The organism is Mycobacterium colombiense (genome assembly GCF_001672755.1).
GTDB classification, from domain to species: domain Bacteria; phylum Actinomycetota; class Actinomycetes; order Mycobacteriales; family Mycobacteriaceae; genus Mycobacterium; species Mycobacterium colombiense_C.
This window is the reverse complement of sequence record NZ_LZKI01000064.1, coordinates 1-19,011: the sequence shown is the minus strand read 5'-3', so window position 1 is coordinate 19,011 and position 19,011 is coordinate 1. Positions and strand designations below refer to the sequence as shown.

The 19,011-nt window shown below is 63.6% G+C and carries 21 protein-coding genes; 7 read left to right on the top strand and 14 right to left on the bottom strand.

All coding sequences use genetic code 11. The annotated features are described in order from the left end of the window. Positions 1-511: 511 nt before the first annotated feature. A complete protein-coding gene (locus tag A5708_RS27775) occupies positions 512-1,051 on the top strand; it encodes a P27 family phage terminase small subunit (RefSeq protein WP_155765938.1) in 540 nt (179 codons plus the stop codon). A 316-nt stretch (positions 1,052-1,367) separates the two neighbouring features. Here A5708_RS27775 and A5708_RS27770 read toward each other — a convergent pair whose 3' ends face one another. The 8 genes from A5708_RS27770 to A5708_RS08275 form a co-directional block, all read right to left on the bottom strand. After that, complete coding sequence (locus tag A5708_RS27770; RefSeq protein ID WP_081292865.1) at positions 1,368-3,494, bottom strand: serine/threonine-protein kinase; 2,127 nt, start codon at positions 3,492-3,494, stop codon at positions 1,368-1,370. A 111-nt stretch (positions 3,495-3,605) separates the two neighbouring features. Beyond that, positions 3,606-4,313: a hypothetical protein gene (locus tag A5708_RS27435; protein ID WP_231117844.1), complete on the bottom strand. Its 708-nt coding sequence runs from the start codon at positions 4,311-4,313 to the stop codon at positions 3,606-3,608. Beyond that, positions 4,310-4,888, bottom strand: coding sequence for a hypothetical protein (locus A5708_RS08290; protein WP_155765937.1), 579 nt, complete (start codon positions 4,886-4,888; stop codon positions 4,310-4,312). Before A5708_RS08290 ends, A5708_RS27435 begins: the two co-directional genes overlap by 4 nt. Positions 4,889-5,459: 571 nt before the next feature. Next, positions 5,460-6,578, bottom strand: a complete 1,119-nt coding sequence (locus tag A5708_RS26065) for an HNH endonuclease (RefSeq protein ID WP_081292864.1) — start codon at positions 6,576-6,578, stop codon at positions 5,460-5,462. A gap of 10 nt (positions 6,579-6,588) precedes the next feature. Then, positions 6,589-7,245 carry a hypothetical protein gene (locus A5708_RS26695; RefSeq protein WP_155765936.1) on the bottom strand — a complete coding sequence of 219 codons (657 nt, stop codon included), beginning with the start codon at positions 7,243-7,245 and terminating at the stop codon, positions 6,589-6,591. 300 nt (positions 7,246-7,545) lie between these two features. Beyond that, a complete protein-coding gene (locus A5708_RS26060) occupies positions 7,546-8,328 on the bottom strand; it encodes a hypothetical protein (protein WP_081292863.1) in 783 nt (260 codons plus the stop codon). A 63-nt stretch (positions 8,329-8,391) separates the two neighbouring features. Beyond that, entirely contained in the window at positions 8,392-8,586 is a 195-nt protein-coding gene (locus tag A5708_RS26690; RefSeq protein WP_155765935.1) for a hypothetical protein, read from the bottom strand. Positions 8,587-8,650: 64 nt separating this feature from the next. Next, positions 8,651-9,778: a hypothetical protein gene (locus A5708_RS08275; protein ID WP_155765934.1), complete on the bottom strand. Its 1,128-nt coding sequence runs from the start codon at positions 9,776-9,778 to the stop codon at positions 8,651-8,653. Positions 9,779-10,075: 297 nt separating this feature from the next. Between A5708_RS08275 and A5708_RS27935 the strand changes: the two genes are divergently transcribed. Beyond that, on the top strand, positions 10,076-10,213 hold the full coding sequence (locus A5708_RS27935) for a hypothetical protein (protein ID WP_231117843.1): 138 nt from the start codon (positions 10,076-10,078) through the stop codon (positions 10,211-10,213). 126 nt (positions 10,214-10,339) lie between these two features. On the opposite strand, the gene A5708_RS26055 is transcribed toward A5708_RS27935, so the two are convergent. From A5708_RS26055 to A5708_RS08255, 3 genes are all read right to left on the bottom strand, one after another. Then, positions 10,340-11,002, bottom strand: coding sequence for a DUF732 domain-containing protein (locus tag A5708_RS26055; protein ID WP_081292861.1), 663 nt, complete (start codon positions 11,000-11,002; stop codon positions 10,340-10,342). A 428-nt stretch (positions 11,003-11,430) separates the two neighbouring features. Beyond that, entirely contained in the window at positions 11,431-12,294 is an 864-nt protein-coding gene (locus tag A5708_RS08260; protein ID WP_065028153.1) for a phytanoyl-CoA dioxygenase family protein, read from the bottom strand. Between the two features lie 80 nt (positions 12,295-12,374). Further along, on the bottom strand, positions 12,375-13,832 hold the full coding sequence (locus A5708_RS08255) for a phospholipase D-like domain-containing protein (RefSeq protein ID WP_065028152.1): 1,458 nt from the start codon (positions 13,830-13,832) through the stop codon (positions 12,375-12,377). A gap of 184 nt (positions 13,833-14,016) precedes the next feature. Between A5708_RS08255 and A5708_RS08250 the strand changes: the two genes are divergently transcribed. Next, positions 14,017-14,418: a DUF732 domain-containing protein gene (locus A5708_RS08250; protein ID WP_065028237.1), complete on the top strand. Its 402-nt coding sequence runs from the start codon at positions 14,017-14,019 to the stop codon at positions 14,416-14,418. A 48-nt stretch (positions 14,419-14,466) separates the two neighbouring features. Here the strand turns inward: A5708_RS08250 and A5708_RS08245 are convergent, their stop codons facing one another. The 3 genes from A5708_RS08245 to A5708_RS08235 all read right to left on the bottom strand — a co-directional run bounded on the left by A5708_RS08245 (position 14,467) and on the right by A5708_RS08235 (position 16,657). After that, the gene (locus A5708_RS08245) at positions 14,467-15,081 is read right to left on the bottom strand and encodes a methylated-DNA--[protein]-cysteine S-methyltransferase (RefSeq protein WP_196772569.1); all 615 of its coding nucleotides are present in this window, start codon (positions 15,079-15,081) and stop codon (positions 14,467-14,469) included. After that, positions 15,078-15,581 (bottom strand): RNA polymerase sigma factor, encoded by a 504-nt coding sequence (locus A5708_RS08240; protein ID WP_065028151.1) that lies wholly within the window; start codon positions 15,579-15,581, stop codon positions 15,078-15,080. Before A5708_RS08240 ends, A5708_RS08245 begins: the two co-directional genes overlap by 4 nt. Positions 15,582-15,652: 71 nt before the next feature. After that, a complete protein-coding gene (locus tag A5708_RS08235; RefSeq protein WP_065028150.1) occupies positions 15,653-16,657 on the bottom strand; it encodes an oxygenase MpaB family protein in 1,005 nt (334 codons plus the stop codon). A gap of 98 nt (positions 16,658-16,755) precedes the next feature. On the opposite strand from A5708_RS08235, the gene A5708_RS08230 reads away from it, so the two are divergent. From A5708_RS08230 to A5708_RS08215, 4 genes are all read left to right on the top strand, one after another. Continuing rightward, a complete protein-coding gene (locus tag A5708_RS08230; protein ID WP_065028149.1) occupies positions 16,756-17,352 on the top strand; it encodes a TetR/AcrR family transcriptional regulator in 597 nt (198 codons plus the stop codon). 11 nt (positions 17,353-17,363) lie between these two features. Then, the gene (locus A5708_RS08225) at positions 17,364-17,636 is read left to right on the top strand and encodes a hypothetical protein (RefSeq protein ID WP_065028148.1); all 273 of its coding nucleotides are present in this window, start codon (positions 17,364-17,366) and stop codon (positions 17,634-17,636) included. 59 nt (positions 17,637-17,695) lie between these two features. Further along, on the top strand, positions 17,696-18,109 hold the full coding sequence (locus A5708_RS08220) for a DUF4267 domain-containing protein (RefSeq protein ID WP_065028147.1): 414 nt from the start codon (positions 17,696-17,698) through the stop codon (positions 18,107-18,109). Positions 18,110-18,181: 72 nt separating this feature from the next. After that, positions 18,182-19,009 (top strand): LLM class F420-dependent oxidoreductase, encoded by an 828-nt coding sequence (locus tag A5708_RS08215; protein ID WP_065028146.1) that lies wholly within the window; start codon positions 18,182-18,184, stop codon positions 19,007-19,009. Positions 19,010-19,011 lie beyond the last annotated feature (2 nt).

Below are 19,011 nucleotides of genomic sequence, written 5' to 3'. Positions count from 1 at the left end.
GGCGCCCCCGGTTTACCCCTCGGCCGGGGGCGCCGGACCAAACATTTCGTCGACGGCGAACCAACCCAATGGCACGGCAGCAACGGGCCGCCTCCACCACATCGAGTGCTACTACGCGAGCAGCAGGGCTAACCAATGACCACCGCACCTACCACGCGCATCGCCACCCACCTACCACCAACGGTGGCACCCACCTACCGCGCCAACACCAACACCAGCAGCGACGCCCCACCCCAACCCAACCGACACCTCCGCCGCGACAGGCGCACCCCCACTCACCACCCACACTGACACCACCTAGCCACCACCCACACACGGCCCCAGCAAACAACCAGCCCGCCGTTCGGCGCCGGTTTTTTCGGCGCGTCGGCCGCCGCGACCCTGGTAACGCCCTTGGTTTCGGACTGCATCCCAGGTTTGGTGCGCCTACGACCTGTGTCTTTGCGGGCGGTTTCCGGGTGGTTTGACGCGGTTGAAGTCGGACTCGTTCGGGGCAGGTTCGTACCAGCAAATGTCGGAGGTCATCCGATTATCAACGATTGGAGGCGATGACGTGCCGCGTCGTCCGAAGTCTCAGTGGTTGGGTCGCGCGCCTGCTGAAGCGGGTGCGCCGCGTACGCCACCGCCTGCACCGGACGGGCTAGGTGAGGCTGGGCGTGCTGCTTGGGATTTCGTGTTCCGGCAGTACTGGATCTCCCCGGATCGGCACCGGTTGTTGGTGGAACGGTACTGCATGCTGCGGGATCTGTTGGCGGATGCACACGCGGAGCTGAGGCGAGGTGGGCCGGGCCTGATGGTGCTGGGCAGCCACAAGCAGGTCAAATTCCATCCGGCGATGGTGGAGATACGGCAGTTGAGTGCGGAGCTTCGGGCACTGGAAGTCGAGTTGGCGTTGACGCCGTCGTCGGCGTCGAAAGCCGGTGTGCCGTTGGGTGATCCGGGGCCGACACTGGCAGATCTTGACCGGATGGCTGAGGAAGCAGCCGCTGAGGATGATCCGCGTGATCCGTTGGGATTGCTGAGGGTTATCGAGGGCGGTGGTGCTTCGTGAAGACCCGGTCCACCTTGGCGGCGTCGGTGACCCTCTTGTCGACGAGCGCGTCGTTCATTGCGACTACTTCCTCGCGAGTTACGCGGGAGAAGATGTCACCCGCCGACCAATCAAAGTCTTTGTCTCGCTTGCTCATAGGCCGTATTCTAGCCCTTGCGGTGATCTGCCGTGTGCTCCGTCTACTAGATATCGAAGGCCACCTCAAGGTGAGGGCTGAGAAGTCGATGGACGTTGAGCAGTTCAAGATCGATCTGGAACAGAGTCGGGCATGAGATCCCAGGTGGCCAGCGCAGGCCCGATCCACGAGGAGCCGGTTTTAAGGGTGCGAGCCGGAGGGCTGCGCAGTTGGGGCGATGAACAACGCTGGATCGGCGAGTACAACCGTAGGCGGAACATCGCCTACCCGCGTGATCGAAAGCGGGGTCCGATAAACCGCTCCTTGTGTGCCGCACTCGTTGGTCAAAATCGTCGAGGTGGCGGTGCCTTGAAGAGTGCCGTTAGGCAACGGGGTCCACGACCACGTTGCGGTAGAGCTCTTTTGGGCTTTGGTGGTTCCTGCGGGGCAGGGCGACGGATCTACAAGCTCAGGCTCGTTTTGCCAGTGGCCGTCGACAAAATGGAACACCGAACCGCCGCCCACGGGTAATTGCTGATTTTCCTTGGCTAACTCGGCTCCTGTGGCGACGCATCCTGCCGACGTACAGAGGGATCGAAAGGCCCACCAGACTGTTTCACTTTCGCCTGGGCCGGTTGTTGCTTCGCCGTTTACCGTTTGTTTTGTCCAGTCGAACACCACCTGGTAAGTACCGTTCAGTGCCGGGGTCACTCCCGCAACGTCAGGGATTGGGCTGATTGGCGTCGGGATTGTTGCCACGGTCGCAGGATCAGCCACGGTAACCGTGGCCAGCGTATCGCCTACCCGTGTCAGCTCAAGCGGAGTCTGAAACACCCCACCCGCCATTCCGCATTCATTGGTTACGGGAGTTATGGTCGCCTGGCCTTTCAGGGTGTTGTCGGGCTGTGGTTCCAATGCCCAAATAACGACCTCGGTGTACTCGCCTGGGACAATCTTGTTGTCTGCTCCTAGGCAGCGTGACCCGGCTTCTTTCGCCTTGACTGGCGTTCGCAGCCAGTGACCGTTGACGAAATGCAATTCGGCGGTGTGCGGGGGTGTGGACGCCACTTGGTGGTTTTTTGGGTCTAGTGAGGTGCCGGTAGCAACGCATCCCGTCTGTGTGCACAATGAGCGAAACGCCCACCATGCTGCGTTGTCGGCTGGTCCGGCGGCTGGCTTTGTGATTGGGGCGGGGGCGCCATTGTTCGTCTGCTTCGTAAAGTCCCAGTTCACACGATAGGTACCGTCTAACACGGCAGCGGGTGGATTCGGTTTGGAGGTAGTTGACTTCCTTTCGACCACATAGCCGATGGTGCCGATAGCTGCAATCACTACCAGCGTCGAGGCTGCCGTGATGAGAATCCTACGGCGGCGGCGCCATCGCTGATTACCGGCCTCACCTTGGCTTGAGGGAACTCCGGAGCTTGTAAATGGTCTGCTGCCCAGAGGTGCCTGCAGGGTCGAAGCCAAGGCTTTCGCGTGTCCGCTTGAGTCGGCTGTCGTCGCGAATACTCGTGCGAAATCGGTGCAACTGGCGAATCGATCGGCGCGTTCCTTCGCGAGGGCAACGGCCAGCACCGAGTCCAACGGCGCGAGATCGGGTCGGGTGTCGGCTAGCGCGGGAGGTGGTGCGGAGAGGTGGCGGCTAATGACGACCGCTGGATTGGTGTGCGGGAACAGCGTTGATCCGGTAAGCAGATGGTAGGCAGTCGCTGCCAGAGCATACTGATCGGCGCGTCCATCGATCGGCTCATCCGTGAGCTGTTCCGGTGCGGCGTAAGGAAGCGTGCCGATAGTCATATTTGTAGCGGTCAAACCGCCCGCGTCGCCCGTGGAACGCGCTATTCCGAAATCTCCTAGAAGAATTCGCCGTTCACCTTCTTCTGGATTGGCGAGCAGGATATTGGCGGGCTTGACGTCGCGGTGCAGCAAATTCTGCCGATGCGCATAGTCGAGCGCGCTGGCAATCGCCACGATTATCGGGGCTACCTTGTCTGCCGGCATGCCCGACGGGTAGCGCTCCTGCAGCAACGTCGCCGCGTCAGTGCCATCGACGAAGTCCATCGAGATCCAAAGCTGTCCGTTGAACTCGCCTCGGTCGTTTACGCGAACGATGTTCGGATGCCACAGCTCGGCCGCTAGGTCTGCCTCTCTGACGAATCGCTGTCGATAGTCGTCATCAGCGGAGACGTCATTGCCCAATATTTTGAGTGCGTCGCGGCGAGGCAGCCGGGGGTGCTGAACGAGGTACACCTCGCCCATTCCCCCCGATCCCAGCAGCCGCAGGATGGTGTAGCCAGCGAATACGTCGCCTTCGGCCAACGGCATGGTGCGGATGTTACCGCCGCGGCGGTTGGTGCACAGGCAAATTCGGCCCCCGCACTGGGGGCGCAAGGTGTGGCCGCCGCGCTGCAGTGCGAGCCACCTAGTTCCCAGCGTCTAGGACTCGATCGATTTCTGGTGAAGCCATCCCCATAGGCGCCACTCAACGACGTCTGCAGATGTTTGGGCTTCGTATGCGACTTCTTTCGCAAGCTCTATGTAACGCCCGTAGTCCTCGGCTGAGTCTCGTTGCCAAGGCCCTTGAGTCAATTCTCTTAGCGCGTCGACGACATCGTCGTCCATGATCAGTGGCTGCGGCATGATGCTGGATGGCTTCGCATCCCAGCCGCCGAAGTACAAGAACTTTGTGAAGAAGGATGATGCTAGGTAGGGAATATTTAGCCGCCCCCTTGGTGCCAACATCGCTTTGTATCCACTCAGGGCACCTCCGCCTTGGACGAGCTGCAGAGCCTTCGTGAGCCTTTCAGACGCGTGAGGGTTGGACAGTGGCTTAAATGCGCGGTATGTGTTTTGGCCGGGCTTTGCGCCCCATACCGCGGCCGCTGTGTGGAGTTGCGCTGCTGCCCAATCATTCTCAGCGTCATTCATGGCCCGCTTAGCGATGGTAAATACTAGCCGCCGGTCGATTCGAATTCGTCCGTTAACAATAGGCAATGAGTCAAATTCTTCGGGCCATAGTCGACGATCGGGGAGCGCATCCTTGGTTATCTCCGGGGCTCGCGTGTATCCCTGATTGAGCACCACTTCACGGTCGGGTGGTCCTTCGTCGCCGAACAACAGATTTGCTAGTTCAAGCGGTGTCACCGTCCCTCATCTCCGTCGTGCGCCCCGCCTCCCGCGTCCGCGCATGGACCCAGTTCTGATCCGCAGTAGCGGCACTTTATGGCCGCCGCTTTGATCGTCTCGGCGCAGTACGGGCACTCCTTTTCGCCGGCGCGACCCTGCTCTTGATCATCCGCTAGCGCCTCCCAGTGCGCTTCCAGTCGTTGAAATACCGGTTTGAGGAGTGCATCCCATTCGTCGGGAATCCGAGTCTCATTCAGCAGGGTCAAGCTTCCCGACTCCCAATCGAGCTGAAAGATCGTCTCGATCTCGTGATGGGTGGTCGTTGTGGTCTTAGATGTAGCGGAATTCAAGACGCTGCTTAGAACGAGTCCCTCGACGATGCCGGCCGCGCCGAAACCCCCGCCAGCCCAACGTGTTCCAGACGACGTCGTGGTCGTCCAGACGATGTCTCCGCGGCCACCAATTTGCAGTGAAGTAATTTGGGAGTAGTCGAGCACCCAGCGATTTTCTTCGTTCCCGACCAGTAGCACCGCCGAGTTACGATCGAAGAAAACCGTGCATCCTCCGCTGGCTAAGCCGGAGATCCCGCTCACGGCCTCTATCGAGCCGTCTATGCGCCTGCGGTCAGGGTCTGATAGGACCTCCGCGACGCGCTCGGCGCCGTAATGTTCGAGCGCCCACCCTGTAGCCGAGCCCGTGTAATAGCAGCCAACCGAAGACGGAAGCCAACGGCTTCGCTTCGCGGTTTTTCCGCAATTTCGGCACGTCCACTTGGCAGTGCTGATACCTGTAGCGCTCGGCGGAATCGCAGTTGGCTCGCTGCAGCCTGGGCACCACCTATACGCAGTCCAGGCACCGCACGCCGCACACCGCTGGTCTGCGGCAGACAACTCGAAGACATTGCCCGCGCCGCAACGATCACATGAGATCACGATGCCGCCGTCAACCAGCAACTCTCCGGCCACGAATCACTCCTCCCACCTGTGGAAGGCTCACGCTAGCAATGGAATCAGCGCCGACGCTGCGTTTTTTGGAAAGCTGCGGAGTGGAGTGCTTTCCCGGTGCCGCACCCGTCAAGTCGGTCAGCGCCGACGAATATCAGCTCTCGTTCGCAGGGGACAACGAGGTTGATCTTCTGTACATGCCGCGGTGTGGTCCGCGAAATCATTCGGGCGGTGGATCTGGTTTCGGCTTTCGGATCCAATCCGGCAGAGCAGACGACTCGAATGGCACCGACTTGCCGATGCTGAACCAGGTCGGTGATTGTTCCGGCGTACTTAGGTAGATGCCACGTGCTGCGAGGGCTACACGGGAGAACTCGGCGGGCCAGTGGAGTCGGTCGGAGATCTCTTCCAGCTTGCTTCGGTCCCGGCATAGCGCTGCGATTACGTGCTCGACAGCTGGAACTGCGTCTAGCTTGCTTCCGTTGCACCGGTCGCAGGCCGGTACAAGATTGGCCAGACTGTCGAGCCCTAACCTCGACCAGGGCAGGACGTGATCGACAGTTGTTGCTGCTCTCTTGCTGCAGTAAAAGCACGAATGTGAGAATGCGTCTTTCAGGGCATTGCCGGCACGGGCGAGGGCAACTCTGTCCGCACCGAAGAGGTAGCGTTCGACGGGCGGCACTTTGTGGTTGATGGCGGGATTAAGGGCTCGCACCTCTTGGACCCAGTGGATTCGGAGCGTGGGTTTGAGTAATCCTGCCAACCGTGCGAGGCCGTTCGCTACGCCGGGTTCAAGCTGTATCTGGTTGCGATGTTTATCGATTTCTCGTTTGCTGACGCTGTCGTGCATCCACGAGTCATCGTAGAGAAATGCGTCGTGCTGGCCTTTCCCGGTGAGCTTCTGAAGTCGGTACAGGGGCTGTCTCACCAGTACGCGGACGATGCGCGCACGTGCCTGCTCGTATTCAGTCGGCGCCTGCTTCCTTGCTACTGCCGGGGTATGACGAGCCTGCTTGCCTGGGGAGCTTCGCAGTTGGGCGATCTCGTCGAGGATGAGTGCGCGGTCCCCGCTCTTCTCGCCACTGGATTGGTACAGCCTGTGCTCATCGCCTTCGAACGGGACTACCTGACGCCAGTACAGCTCAATCACGCGATCCGCCAGGTCATCGAGCGGCACATCCAGCGTTGCCGTTGGTGTTTCAGGGAGATGTTCCACGCAGTAGTCGATGAGTGCAGAGAGAACAGCGAGCTTGTATGTGGCAGTGCGTCTTCCCGTCTCGATGATCCCGACAACTCGCTGTCCCAGCACTAGGGGGTCGATCGGTGATTTTGCGGGCATCACACTGGGCCTAGGGTTGGGCCGGGCTTTCGAGGATGATGTATCGGAACTCGCCGCCGGGTGGCGTGCTGAAGGGCCGCCATCGGCACAGGTATTGAGTTGTGAGTTCGACCGGAGCTGAATACGGTTTACCGCTCCACTCGAGCGTTGTGGGCCCGACAGAACGGTCCTGGCATAGGGCGAAAGCGCGTGCTGCGGTCTTGGTTAGGGTCGTTGACCGCCAGTACGGGACGTTCGAGAGCATGATCGATGCCCCAGCGTCGATGATGTTTTCCGCGAGAAGCAGTTCGATACGTTCGGCGTCGTGCCAAAAATCAGCTGCCCCAACGTCGGATGCACCCGTGCGAAGAAAATACTCCTCTGGTTCTCCGTCGGAGAGCGCAGTTCCGGTGTACGCGTTTTTTGGGTACTTCAGCTCCAACCCGATCCGCTGGTTGTCGACAGTCGCGAGTACATCAACCGTCAACTGTTTCTTGTTGCGCAATGGCTTCTGCAGTCGGATCCGGCGCTCTAGACGGACGCGCCGCGCTCCGTGTCGGGTCATAACCAATGCTAGAGCGAGTTGGAAGTCGGCTTCGGAGTGGAACACTGGACGATTCTGGGCTAGTTCGCACATCCACTCGGCTATTTGTTGGCTCAGACGGCCACCACTCATTTCAGCGGGCATGGTGGGGAATGCTAACGCTATGCGCGGGCAGCCAAGCATTTTTGGCTCATCCGCGCCGCAGACACGTCATCCTGCGCCACGCCCACCTTCACCGCGGAAGCGGGCGGCCCCTCCGTCCACGTTACCCGCCGCCGGTTCGACACCGTTAACGATGGCCGAAATCATCCTGCGTCGTGCAAATGTCCACGGGCACCGCTGCGCCGGATGGCCAGACCCGATCGAATGCCAGACCGCCGCGGCTGTAATGAATCTCAGCGTACCGGTGGACGACAGCCAGTTGAACCGGCTAACGAAACGACCTCACGCCCGCGACCGTTCAGTGAATAGCCGGACCGTCTCTGCCATCAAGATAGAGGCGGGTCTGCCTGCGGCGAGCAGACGTTTGTAGTCGCTGGTCGTCCTCACGGCTGACACGCCCTCCTCGCTTGTCGGGTTAATCTCTACGTCATTCATGCCAAGATTCGCCCATTGGCGCCCGTGGGCGAAGCCCGAGCACACCTGCCACATCACATGTGGGCTCGGCAATATCGACGTTTCCCTTTCGGCATACTGCAATATCTCCGTACTGGTGTATCCGCCCTGGGCGCCTTTCTTGCTGCACCCAGCACTAGCGGCCACCTCGGCGACGGAGTCGAGATTGGAACGCAGCGAGTCGTAATCGGACGGATCAAGGAGCTTTTGCATCGCCTTGTCTTGATCCTTGAAATTCTGCGCCGCACAGCGCAGCGCGCGTTCGATCCGGATGCGTCGATCCGAGGGGTTCATCACCCAAAACGCCACCGCGAAGTGCTCGAGTGCGGCACGCATCAGAGTCCAATCTGACGCCGAGTGGAGCGTCCGCCCGTCGACGATCAACGTCTTGAGTGCGTGCATGTGGTCGATACCCGCGTTAATAAATCCACGGGCGCACTGTGATACGCGATAGGGATGGCTCTGCGCATCGTCGGCGGCGAACTCCGATCCCGGATCGACCGGAAAGGCGCTCTGGCTTAGCGTCTGGCGCATCAGAATGTCGGTCTGCTGGGCTATCTTCACCCACTCTTCGGCCGCGAACTCTTCCGTCAGTTCGAAGGGCTGGCTCATGACAATGCTTTACCTCCATCGACGAAGCGCTCTAAGGAAAATCGGGAAATCCGGGCCAAAACGCTATTGAATCGATCCGGTCGTCGCGCGTAGGGCGTCCGCGAAGTACCCTTTCAAGTCCAACGCGAGCAATACCTGCTGGGTGGTTTCATCGTCGAACCCGGTGGCTTCCGCGATGGCATTGGCGGACACCGGTTGTCGCGTTCGATCCCAGACGTCGCGTGCGGCATTAAACACAACTCGCTCATGAAGATTCACGCCGCGGACGCTACTCGGCGTTACTGACAACTTTTTGTCTTCGCGTACGCTGAAGGCGGGCCAGTTATGCCATTCCGCCGATCGCGCTGTCCAGCAAGACGGCGAATCCGAAGTACAGATGGCTCAGCCCGACGATCGAATTTAGGGCAGCGTATGTGTAGTACGCCTGATGGCGAGGGTCTGCCAGCAAGTCCTCCAGCTGGCTCCGTTCGCTCCCGAAGTGCAGCGAGTCGCCATAGTTGAAAGTTCGGATTAGCTCTTCAGGGTTGATGTTGCCGTAGCTCACCGGGTTGTCGAGGGTGGCGTTGCCCGCTTTTAGGGCAGTAAGTGTTTGGAGGGTATGTTTCTGCAGTCTGTCCCGCGCTGCCCGCCACCGCTTCACAGTGTCGCGGATCGGGGTTTGTTGTTCCTCCGGAAGGGTTTTGATTGACTTGAACAGCGCGTTGGAGACCTTTACGAATGAGGCTGGCTCGCCGTCGTTGTGCAGCTGACGAAATGCAGCGGACGTACCCATAAAACTTTCGTCGCTTGGCGGGTCTACCACGCGGACATGCCATACACCGGCATCGCTACCGACAGACAACGTGGACTTGTCGTTATTGATCACACTGAACCCCGCGAGCCGTCGGCACATTCGGATGTACCGCTCGACGATCTCCCGGTCGGCTTCGAGCAACGGGATCTCGGGGAACACATACGGATCGGCTAGCTCGAACACGTAGTCCAGTTTCTCCCAGTGGTGACGGAACCCCTTCGCATCGCCGACGCCGTATTGCTGAAGCGGCGGTTCAAAGGGCAGCGGTCTGGGATGGATCGTGTCCTCCACCGGCACCGATTTGAACGACAACGTCTCCTGGCTGAGATTCACGATCCGCTCGGTGATCTTCAGCAGAAACTGGATCGACGGAGCGCCTGGCGCATCCGGTGGGAATTCGATCGACATGTACTCGGATTCCGACACCATCTCCGGCGTTAGACCGCTGGGACCATCCGGCGACTTCGAAGCACCTGGCGCCCCCATCCGCTGGAGCTTCTGCCGGGGCGTCGCCTTCTGGGCCTCGTCAACAGGCTTCCGTTCCGGCTTGGGCTTCGGCGTCCTGTCCGGTGGGTGTTCTGTGGTGCTGCGGCGCGCTGATTCCGCGAGCTGCGTGCCTCGTTGCTTGGCGCGTCTCTTGTCGCCTCTCTTACTCATCGGCGGTTAGCTGCCGATGAGTAACAGACGGCAGGGTGAGGTTCTTCATCACGGAAGAAAGCGTATCCCCGGCAACCGACGTACTGAGTTATCTGCCACCACTGTGGGCGAAACCCGTTGACGCTCGGCGCCGGGCGGCCTGGGCGGCGGTTGGTATAGGCCCGGACGGGCCCGGTGGAGATGTTTGGCAGTGCTGCAGATCCCACCGCCGACCAGATTGACCAATGGCTCGACGCTCTCAAAGTTGACCCGGCCCACGCACGCGAGGCAACCCACTTTCGAAGCATCCGCGCCGCGGTGACCGGCAACGCGCCCCAGGCCGAACTGGAGGCGGCGGTCGCGGATGCGCGGGCAGCTGGCGACTCGTGGGCCGTCATCGGCGCCGCGATGGGCCGTAGCGCCCAGGCCGCCTTGGAGCGGTACGGGAAAGAATAGACCCGATTCAGACACGCCTAGGCGAGCTTGACCTCGGGAATTTTGAGCTACAAGCCCGCTCTGTGAACAGCGGCAAAACGGCGAATATCGATGCGGTCCAAGCTGGATCGACCGACAGGCCCAACGCTACGAGGTTGCTTGTTGGTTGTTTGGGTCGAGTAGGTAGCCGAAATGAGGGCAGTAGATCCCGATGGATGCACCCGCGAAGCCGCCTGTTTGGCCGTCGGTGAAGTTGGGGTGGGTGTGTTGTATCCACGTGAACGTATCGGGGCCGGTGTGGTGGCCGCTGGTGAGGTAATCGCAGACGGCTTGGGCTTCGCTGACGGTGATTGCCGGGCCGGGGTGGGGAATGCTGGCGCCGTCGAGGTCGGCTATTAGCACTTGCTGCAGTTCTTGTGAGGTGGGGTCTTTCGGGATTATGGGGACGCCGCGGCTGTCGTATTGCAGTGGGCGCGGGGCTGCTGGTGTGGGGGGCTCGACGCGTTGAATTGTTGGGGGCGGCGGTGCGGCCGGGACTGGGACGCTTGGTTTGGCGGCGGCGTTGTTGGGCATCGGCTGGTGTGGGTGGCGCCAGGCGATGATCAGTGTTGCTGCTACAGCGCAGAGCAACAGTACGGCGCCGGCAGCGATGAGAGCGGCCCGCCAGGATTCGTGTGGCGAGTAGTCGGGTTCAGGATCCTCTGACCACGCGAGCTCCTGCGCAGCCTCAGTCGGTGGCGCCGGGACGATCATGGTCTCGTCGTCGCCCGCCCCGACAGCCGTCGAAGGCTGATCGTCGTCGCTACTCATGGTCGGCGTCTTCGTAGCGGCCGTACATTTTCTCGGCCAGTTCCCGTACGACGAGGTGCTTATAGGCGGCCCACAGGTCGGCGGGGATGGTTGGGGTGGTCGCGGTCATGCGCGGGCTGCCCTTTCGGAGTTGAGGGGTTGCTGAGTTATAGCTCGAACGAGCGACGGCTGTCCGCGGAACGGCGTCGATGGGTGGGAGCCGCGCGTGGGATGCGGGCAGCGGCGGGTACGCAGTGGGTACGCAGCAGAGTTTCCGGCGGCTTGCGCCAGCCATCAGGGCCAACGCTTTGAACAGGCATTTTGTCGTGCTGCCATCACAGCTAAGCGGTTCAAACGGCCTGTATGTAGTTCGCGCTGTACTACGACGTATGAACGGCCTAACCGTCGGTGTGCGGTGTCGCTACCGGTATGGCGAACGAGTCGGCCCGCTACGGCTGCGGCTCAACTTCCAACAGCCGCAACGGATGCAGGCCGTCGACATTGCCGACGAACGGCGGATGGATGCTGTAGCCGAGCATCCGGCGAAGGTCATCGGAGACCACCCGCGCGACGTCGCGTGATATCGACAGGGTGTAGGCCTCCATGGGCCGCAGCCACGGTTGGCAGTACTGGGCGGTGACGGCGAGGCGCTCGCGGTCGGTGTTGTTGGCACCGCCGCCGTGCCAGAGGGTGCCGACGAAGAAGACGCACGAGCCGGCGGGCATCACGACGGGCAGCGCCTGATCGTCGGGGCCCGGCCGCCGCTTGCCCCAGCGGTGGCTGCCCGGGTAGACGACGGTGGCGCCGTTGTCGGCGGTGAAGTCGTCGATCGCCCAAATCGTCGCGGCCGCCAGCGGTTCCCGCGGGCGCGGAACCGGATAGAAGCCGTCGTCGTGGTGGGCCAGCTGCGCGGCCTCGCCGGGCTGAATGTTGATGGCCTGCAACGCCGAAAGCAGGTAGTTGGGCATCAGCAGCCGATCGAGCACGGCGAGCACCCGCGGGTCATCGACCAGCCGATCGCATACCCGGGTCCTGCTCAGCACGCTGTAGATGCGCTGGGTGCGCAGGCCCTCGAACGAGTTGCGCCCGGTGTGCCGCAGCCAGGGGCGCACGACCTCACGGATCTGCGAGCACTGCTCGGCGGTGAGCAGGTTCTCCCAGATGACGTACCCGTCGCGATCGAGTGCGGCCATGTCGGCCTCGACGAGCGCGCTGTCCGCCGCACTTCCACCAGTCGGCGTCCGCTTGTACCGCTGCGCCAGGTCGCCGCGCAGGTCCTCCAGGGTGGTGACGGAGTCGTCGTCGATGCTCATCGGTGCTCGTCCTTAATTCACTGGCACTTCTGCCCACACTAGGCCGGGTTCGCCCGACCCACACCCAAATCGCCGACCGGTCAACCCCGAAGGCCGGTGATGAACCGTTGCACGCTGCGGGTCAGCGACCGTGGGACGTGATCGGGATCCATCAGGTCGTTCTCGGCCAGCGGGCCCGCCTCATCGGCGACGGTGCGCTCGGTGAAGGGCCGCAACGTCTTGCCGTCTCCCCGAAGTGCCTCGATCGCATTCAGCACCGACCGGTGTTCGCCGATCGCCTCTTCGAGCTCGTCTACCGAAACGCCGAGGTGCTCTGCCATCAATTCGCTTCGCACCGAGGCGATTTCGTGGCGGACGGCGTCGTGTTCGGAATTGGCCGGCTGCGCCTCGATCGCGACGTCGCACTCGCTGTCGAAGCCCATCGAGCGGTTGTTGAAGTTCGAGGAGCCGATGCGCAGCAGCCGATCGTCGACCACCAGCACCTTGGAATGGATGTAGATCGGGGTGCCGCCGTCGGTCGCCGGCCAGTAGACGCCCAGTCGGCCATGATCGTCGGCTTCCCACAGCAGCCGGATGAGGAGGTGGCGGGCGCTGTCCATGGTTCCGCGCTCGAGCGGGTTGTTGCCTCTGCGGGCCAGCACGATGACGATCTCTGGGCCGTCGTCCTCGCGCAGCCGCGCTGCCAGCGCCTGGGCGATGGTTCGGGATGCCAGGTATTGGTTCTCCACATAGACGGTGTGGCGCGCCGCCGCGATGGCGGCCAGGTTGAGCGCCTCCACCTCCCGGACCTCGGGGCGGTCTTCGAGCTCGGGCATGGTGCGTGCGATTCCGGCGTCGACATTGCACAGGTTCGGTTCCAGCTTGCTGGGCCAGGTGGTGTGCTTGGCCTCGACCGGCGCCAACGAGTGTTCAGTCGCGGTCTGCCACCTGGCCAGGGCCTGCTCACCCAGGGCCCGTGCGGCCGCACCGTCGACGGCCAGGCCGACGTCGTGCCGCGGCCCGTAGCCGCGCCCCGCCGTGCGGCGGAGAGGGTTCTCATGCGCGTGCGCCCGGGTGTCCCATCGTTCGAGCGTCAGGTCGATACCGCCGCAGAACGCCACCGCGTCGTCGACGACCACGATCTTCTGATGATGCACCGAGCCGATGGGGTGGGCGCCGTCGATGGCGAAATGCATTCGCCTGCTGCTGATCTGGTTCAGCAGAGACACCGGGGTGAGGCCGAACCAGATGCCGTCGAAGGCCGGCAGCAGGCGCAAGTTGGACTTCAGCAGGTAGATGTTCAGGCCCGGCCGTTTCCAGAGCATCCAATAAAGAAACGGACCCAGCTGGTTCGGCCCGGGAAGTGTCTTCTCGCCCCGCTCGAACGCCACCCTGGAATCGAAGTCCCAGCCGATCAGCATGATCCGATGGCGGGCGCGCAGCATCGCGGCCTTGACGTGCCTGAAGTAGTCGGCCGCGTCGATGATGGCGGCGAACTGCTCGGCCCGTGCCGTGCGCCAGCAGGTCTGGCCGGGAGTCAGAAGTCGATCGTTGTCCACCTCGGGGCTCTCAACGATGTTGCTGGGACAGCGAGGACATAGCCACTGTGTACCACATAGGGCCCGAATTTAAGGGTCCGTGCGGAATCGGCGCCCGGCGGCCCAACGTGGGCGTTTGTCGTGGTTAGGCACAGCCGGAGGGGCTCGGCAGGACAAGGACGCCGATCTATATGAGGATGAGGCGATGCGAATGCTGCTAGTGCTTGCGGGCTGCGCCGCCCTCGCTGGTGTGGCCGCGCCCGCGTACGCCGACCCGGTCGCCACGTCGGGAGCTGACGCGAGCTTCATCGCCGCGCTCAACCAGGCGGGCATTACCTACCAGGACCCGGCGGCGGCCGTCGGGGTGGGTAAGCGGGCGTGCCAACTGATGGACGAGGGCAGTCCCCAGGTCGACGTGATCAAGAGCGTGTCGTCGAGTAACCCGGGATTCACGGTCGACGGCGCCGCCCAGTTCACCATGATCGCGGCGAGCGCCTTCTGTCCCCAGCACCTGGGGCAACACGTCAACCAGGGACCGCAGCCCGCGCCGACGCAGCAGTCGTCGCCGGCCGTCAACCTTCCGCCCCTCACGCCGGGCGCCGCCTAGCGGCCGGTACGGGCGGCGGTCGGGTTGTATCGCAACGGGATTCGCCCGTCAGGCCGCGGCCTCGAGGGTGAGCAGGATGCGTTTGGCTTCCACGCCCCCGAGGTAGCCGCCCATCGCGCCGTCGCTGCGCACCACGCGGTGGCAGGGCACCACGACGGGAAGCGGATTGGTGGCACAGGCGCTGCCGACGGCGCGAACCGCGTTCGGATTGCCGGCCAGCTTGGCCACCGCGGCATAGCTCGCGGTGTGGCCGTAGCCGATCTCGGGCAGATGACGTAGCACCGTGTTGCGGAATCCGGCCGAGAGCCGCCAGTCCAACGGCACGCCGAAATCCCGGCGCTTACCGGCGAAGTACTCGTCGAGTTGCCTTGCGGCCGTGTCAAGGCGGCCGGGTGCGAGCAGGATGCGCGGGCTGATCCTGTCGGCGAGGCTTTGCAGGACGGCGTCGTGTCCCTCGCTGGCGTAGGCGACGCGGACGAGGCCGAGTTCGGTGGCCGCGATGAGCAGGGCGCCGACCGGGCTGTCGACGATGCGGTAGGCGATGTCGAGGAGGCCCTCGGCCTGCGCGGCGGTGGCGAGCCGGGCGCGCAGCGCGCCCAGGTCATCGGCCGTGGCGTCGGTGATCCGGCCCAGCTCGCGGGTCAATTCGTGCTCGTTGTTCATCGGTGTTCTCCTGTCCCGGTCGTGCCGGCGGCGAGGCCGGGGTATGTGCGTCTGAGGGTGGCGATGCCGTCGGCGGCGGCGCGCCGGGCGGCATCGGGACTGCCGCCGAGGATGGCGGCGATCTCGGAGTAGGGCAGGCCGGCCAGGTAGTGGTAGGCGACCGCCTGCTTCTGTTTGGCGGGCAGCCGGGCCAGCGCGTCGGCCAGGTCGTCGTCCCTGTCGGAATCCGCCGGGCCGGCGGTTTCGGGGACGTTGCCGGTCGGCACCGCGCGTCGCGCCCGGGCCCGGGTGAGGTCGATGGCCTTGCGGTGCGCGATGGTGACCAGCCAGGCCTCGACGTTGGCGTCGGCGGGCAGGTCCGGGTAGCCGCGCAACGCGGACAGAAAGGTCTCCGACCAGGCATCGTCGGCGTCGACGGGCCCGACGATGGCGCGGCATACCCGCAGGACGGCGGGACCGTGGTCGACGACCACCGCCTCGAACGGTCGTTTGGCTGTCACGCTGTGTAGACGTTTCGCCGGGGAAGTTTGTGAGATGCCCCCAGTGTCGGACACCGGTGGCGGGGGAGCGACTACACGGACTGGAAGCTGCGCTCGACCTCGGAGCGGCTGCGAACCTGATCGCTGCCGAGCACGTAGGTCGGCAGGGTGTGGGGGACCGTGGTGCCGCCCTTGACCCTGGCCTGCGCCTGCCGAAATTCCGGCGCGGGGCCGGATGCGGCGTTGATCCCGTTGATGATCGACCACACCGCGGTGCGACGGGCGGTGCGTTCGACGATGTTGCAGTCGCGGTGCTGCAGCATTTGCTTGGCCCACTTCGGCATGGTGTCGCGGATGGCCCAGTCCACGGCGGCCTGCGGCATTTGGACGTTGGGGCCGGTGCCCATCGCTTTGCCGTGGGTGACAGCCAGTTTCGGCAAGTAGGACTCCAGGCACTCGAGCGTCTCGGCCTTGGTGGTCGGCAGGTCGGTGCCTCCCAGCGCGTGCCCGACGCGGACGAACTCACTGTAGTAGCGGTCAAGTTTCTTGCCGCGCAACGGCATTGGGTGATAAAGCTCGTGCGCGGTGGCCAGGCCCCAGACGACCGTCGCGTAGTTCCAGCGCAGCCACTCGGGGTCGTCGGCGTCGTAGTGGGCACCGTCGGGACGAGTGCCCTTGATGGTGTGGTGCATCGCGCGCACGGATTTCGCCAGGCGCTCAGCGGTTTCCGTTGACCCATATGCCGTGCCGATGAAGAACGCCACCGAGTGGCCGAGGCGAGTCGCGGCGCCTTCAGGATCGATCTGGGGCACTCGCGATATCGGGTTTCCGTTGCTGTCCCGCTTGATCAGTCGCGAGTGGTGCATGCCCATCCAGTAGATCGACGGGTCCAGCGTCTCCATGAAGGCCGCGCATTGCAGACCGAAGATCAGCGCGGGCAGGTGCGAGTGCACGCGCCACACGGCGCTGTCGGGGCCGAACCAACCCGGGTCGCCGACGGGCGCGGCGAACTCCATGCCGCGGAAAAAGTATCGCCGCATGTTGTCGTCCAACCGTTTGTTGATCAGTTGACCGACGATCTGGTGTGGCAGAAACACGGCGCACTCCCTCAAAACTTCTGGTCACGACTGTAACCAGAATAGGTTCTGGCTACAGGTGTGACAAGACCCGCGCCATCCCGACTTACTCTGTAGGGATGTCGAGTCCCACCCGGTGGGCCGGTATACCGCTCAAGGACCGCCGCGCCGAGCGTCGTGCGCTGCTGGTCGAGGCCGCCTATCGACTGTTCGGCGGCGGCGGTGAGGCGGCCGTCTCGGTGCGTTCGGTATGCCGCGAATGCGGGCTGAACACGCGGTACTTCTACGAAAGTTTCGGCGACACCGACGATCTGCTCGGCGCGGTCTACGACCGGGTGAGTGATCAGCTCGGCGAAGTGATCGAGGCCGCCATCGAGCAGGCGGGGGATTCGCTCGGCGCCAGGACCCGGGCCGGCATCGCGGCGGTGCTGGGCTTCTCGTCGGCCGATCCGCGCCGCGGCCGGGTGCTGTTCACTGACGCGCGCACCAACCCGGTGCTGGCCGCCCGGCGCCGCGCGACTCAGGACATGCTGCGCGCGGGCGTGCTGACCGAGGGCTGGCGCCTCAACCCCGATTCCGATCCGGTGGCCGCGGAGGTCGCCGCCGCCCTGTACACGGGCGCCATGGCCGAGCTCGCGCAGCAGTGGCTCGCCGGGCATTTGGGCACTGATCTCGATGTCGTCGTCGATTACGCGCTGAAACTGGTGCTGCGGTAGGGAGTGCGGTCATGGGCGGAATCAAACACGCGATGGACCCGGTCCGGCGCATCCTCGGGCACAAGGTCAGCGTCGGCGGGTTGATCGAGCTGGGGTTGTGGTTGTTGATCCCATACCTGTGTATCGGGTTCGCGTGGACGGCTTTTCATCCCGAGCAGACCCAGCGAATTCAGGCGCGGATAGAAGCCGTGGCGCCGACCGGCGCCGACGCCATGGCCTTCGGGGTGGCGACGGTGCTGTGGCCGGCGTCGCTGCAGATGGCCGATGCCTGTCCGGCGCCGTGAGCGACTCTCGGGTCGAATGCGTGCGCGACCGGACGGTTTGCTCCTAGGCTCTGAAGACCATGTCCATCGACCGGTTCGGCCTCCTTGCGGGCACCATCCGACTTGCCTCTGGCGTTTCCTTCCTCGTCGACCCGCTGCGGGCGAACAAGTTGTGGGGGGACCCGGACGAGCCGTCACCGACCGCGCAACTGTTGTTGCGGTCGATGGGCTATCGCGACGCGTTGATCGGTGTCCTGCTCGCGTCGGCGGCTCTGCGCGGTAAGAACACGCGCGGCTGGTTTTTGGCCTCCGCGGGTGCCGACGTGGCCGACCTGGTCGGCGGGATGAGCGTGCACGGCGAGATGAAGCCTTCGCAGCAGATCATCGGCCTGGGCGGCGCCGCGGTCGGTGTCGCCGCCGGCCTCTGGGGAGCGGTACGTCCGGTCGAGCGCCGGGCGCCCCGCGCGGTGACCGCAGAAGCCGTTGTGAGCTGAGATCTGCGGCCGCCCGGCCGCCGGGACGATCTCGCGCTGACAGGCGGGCGGTGATGCTGTTGACTGAGCATCATGGGTTTCGGTGTGCTGACATTTGTTACCGACGACGGCATTGGTCCCGCGGAGTTGGGGGAGGCGCTCGAGCAGCGCGGTTTTGAATCGCTCTTCCTCGCCGAGCACTCACACATCCCGGTCGACGCGAAGACCCCGTATCCGGGCGGCGGCCCGATCCCGCCGAAGTACTACCGCACGCTGGATCCGTTCGTGGCGCTGACCGCCGCGGCGGTTGCCACCGACCGGCTGGTCGTGGGCACCGGGATCGCCCTGGTGCCCCAGCGCGATCCGATCCACACGGCCAAGGAGGTGGCGTCGCTGGATCTGGTGTCGCAGGGGCGATTTCGATTCGGCGTGGGAATCGGCTGGTTGCGTGAGGAGATCGCCAACCACGGCGTGAATCCTTCGGTCCGCGGACGCGTCGTTGACGAGCGGCTCGACGCGATGATCGAGATCTGGACGCACGAAAAGGCGCAATACCACCGCGAATTCGTGGACTTCGACCCGATCTACAGTTGGCCCAAGCCTGTCCAGAAGCCGTATCCGCCGCTCTATCTCGGCGGCGGACCGGCGGGCTTCAAGCGCATCGCCCGGCTGAACGCGGGCTGGCTGTCGATGACGGGGTCGGCAGAGGAGTTGTCTTCTCCGTTAGCGCAATTGCGCGACGTGGCCGGTAAGGACGTGCCGGTGATCCACTTCCACGGCGGCAAGCCGACGGCGACGGAACTCGAGGCGTATCGCGATCTGGGTGTGGAGCACCTTCTGGTGGACCTGCCGACCGAGCCTCGCGATCAGACGCTACAACGCCTCGATGGGCTGCAGGCCGAGGTCGCGAAGCTGTCGTAAGG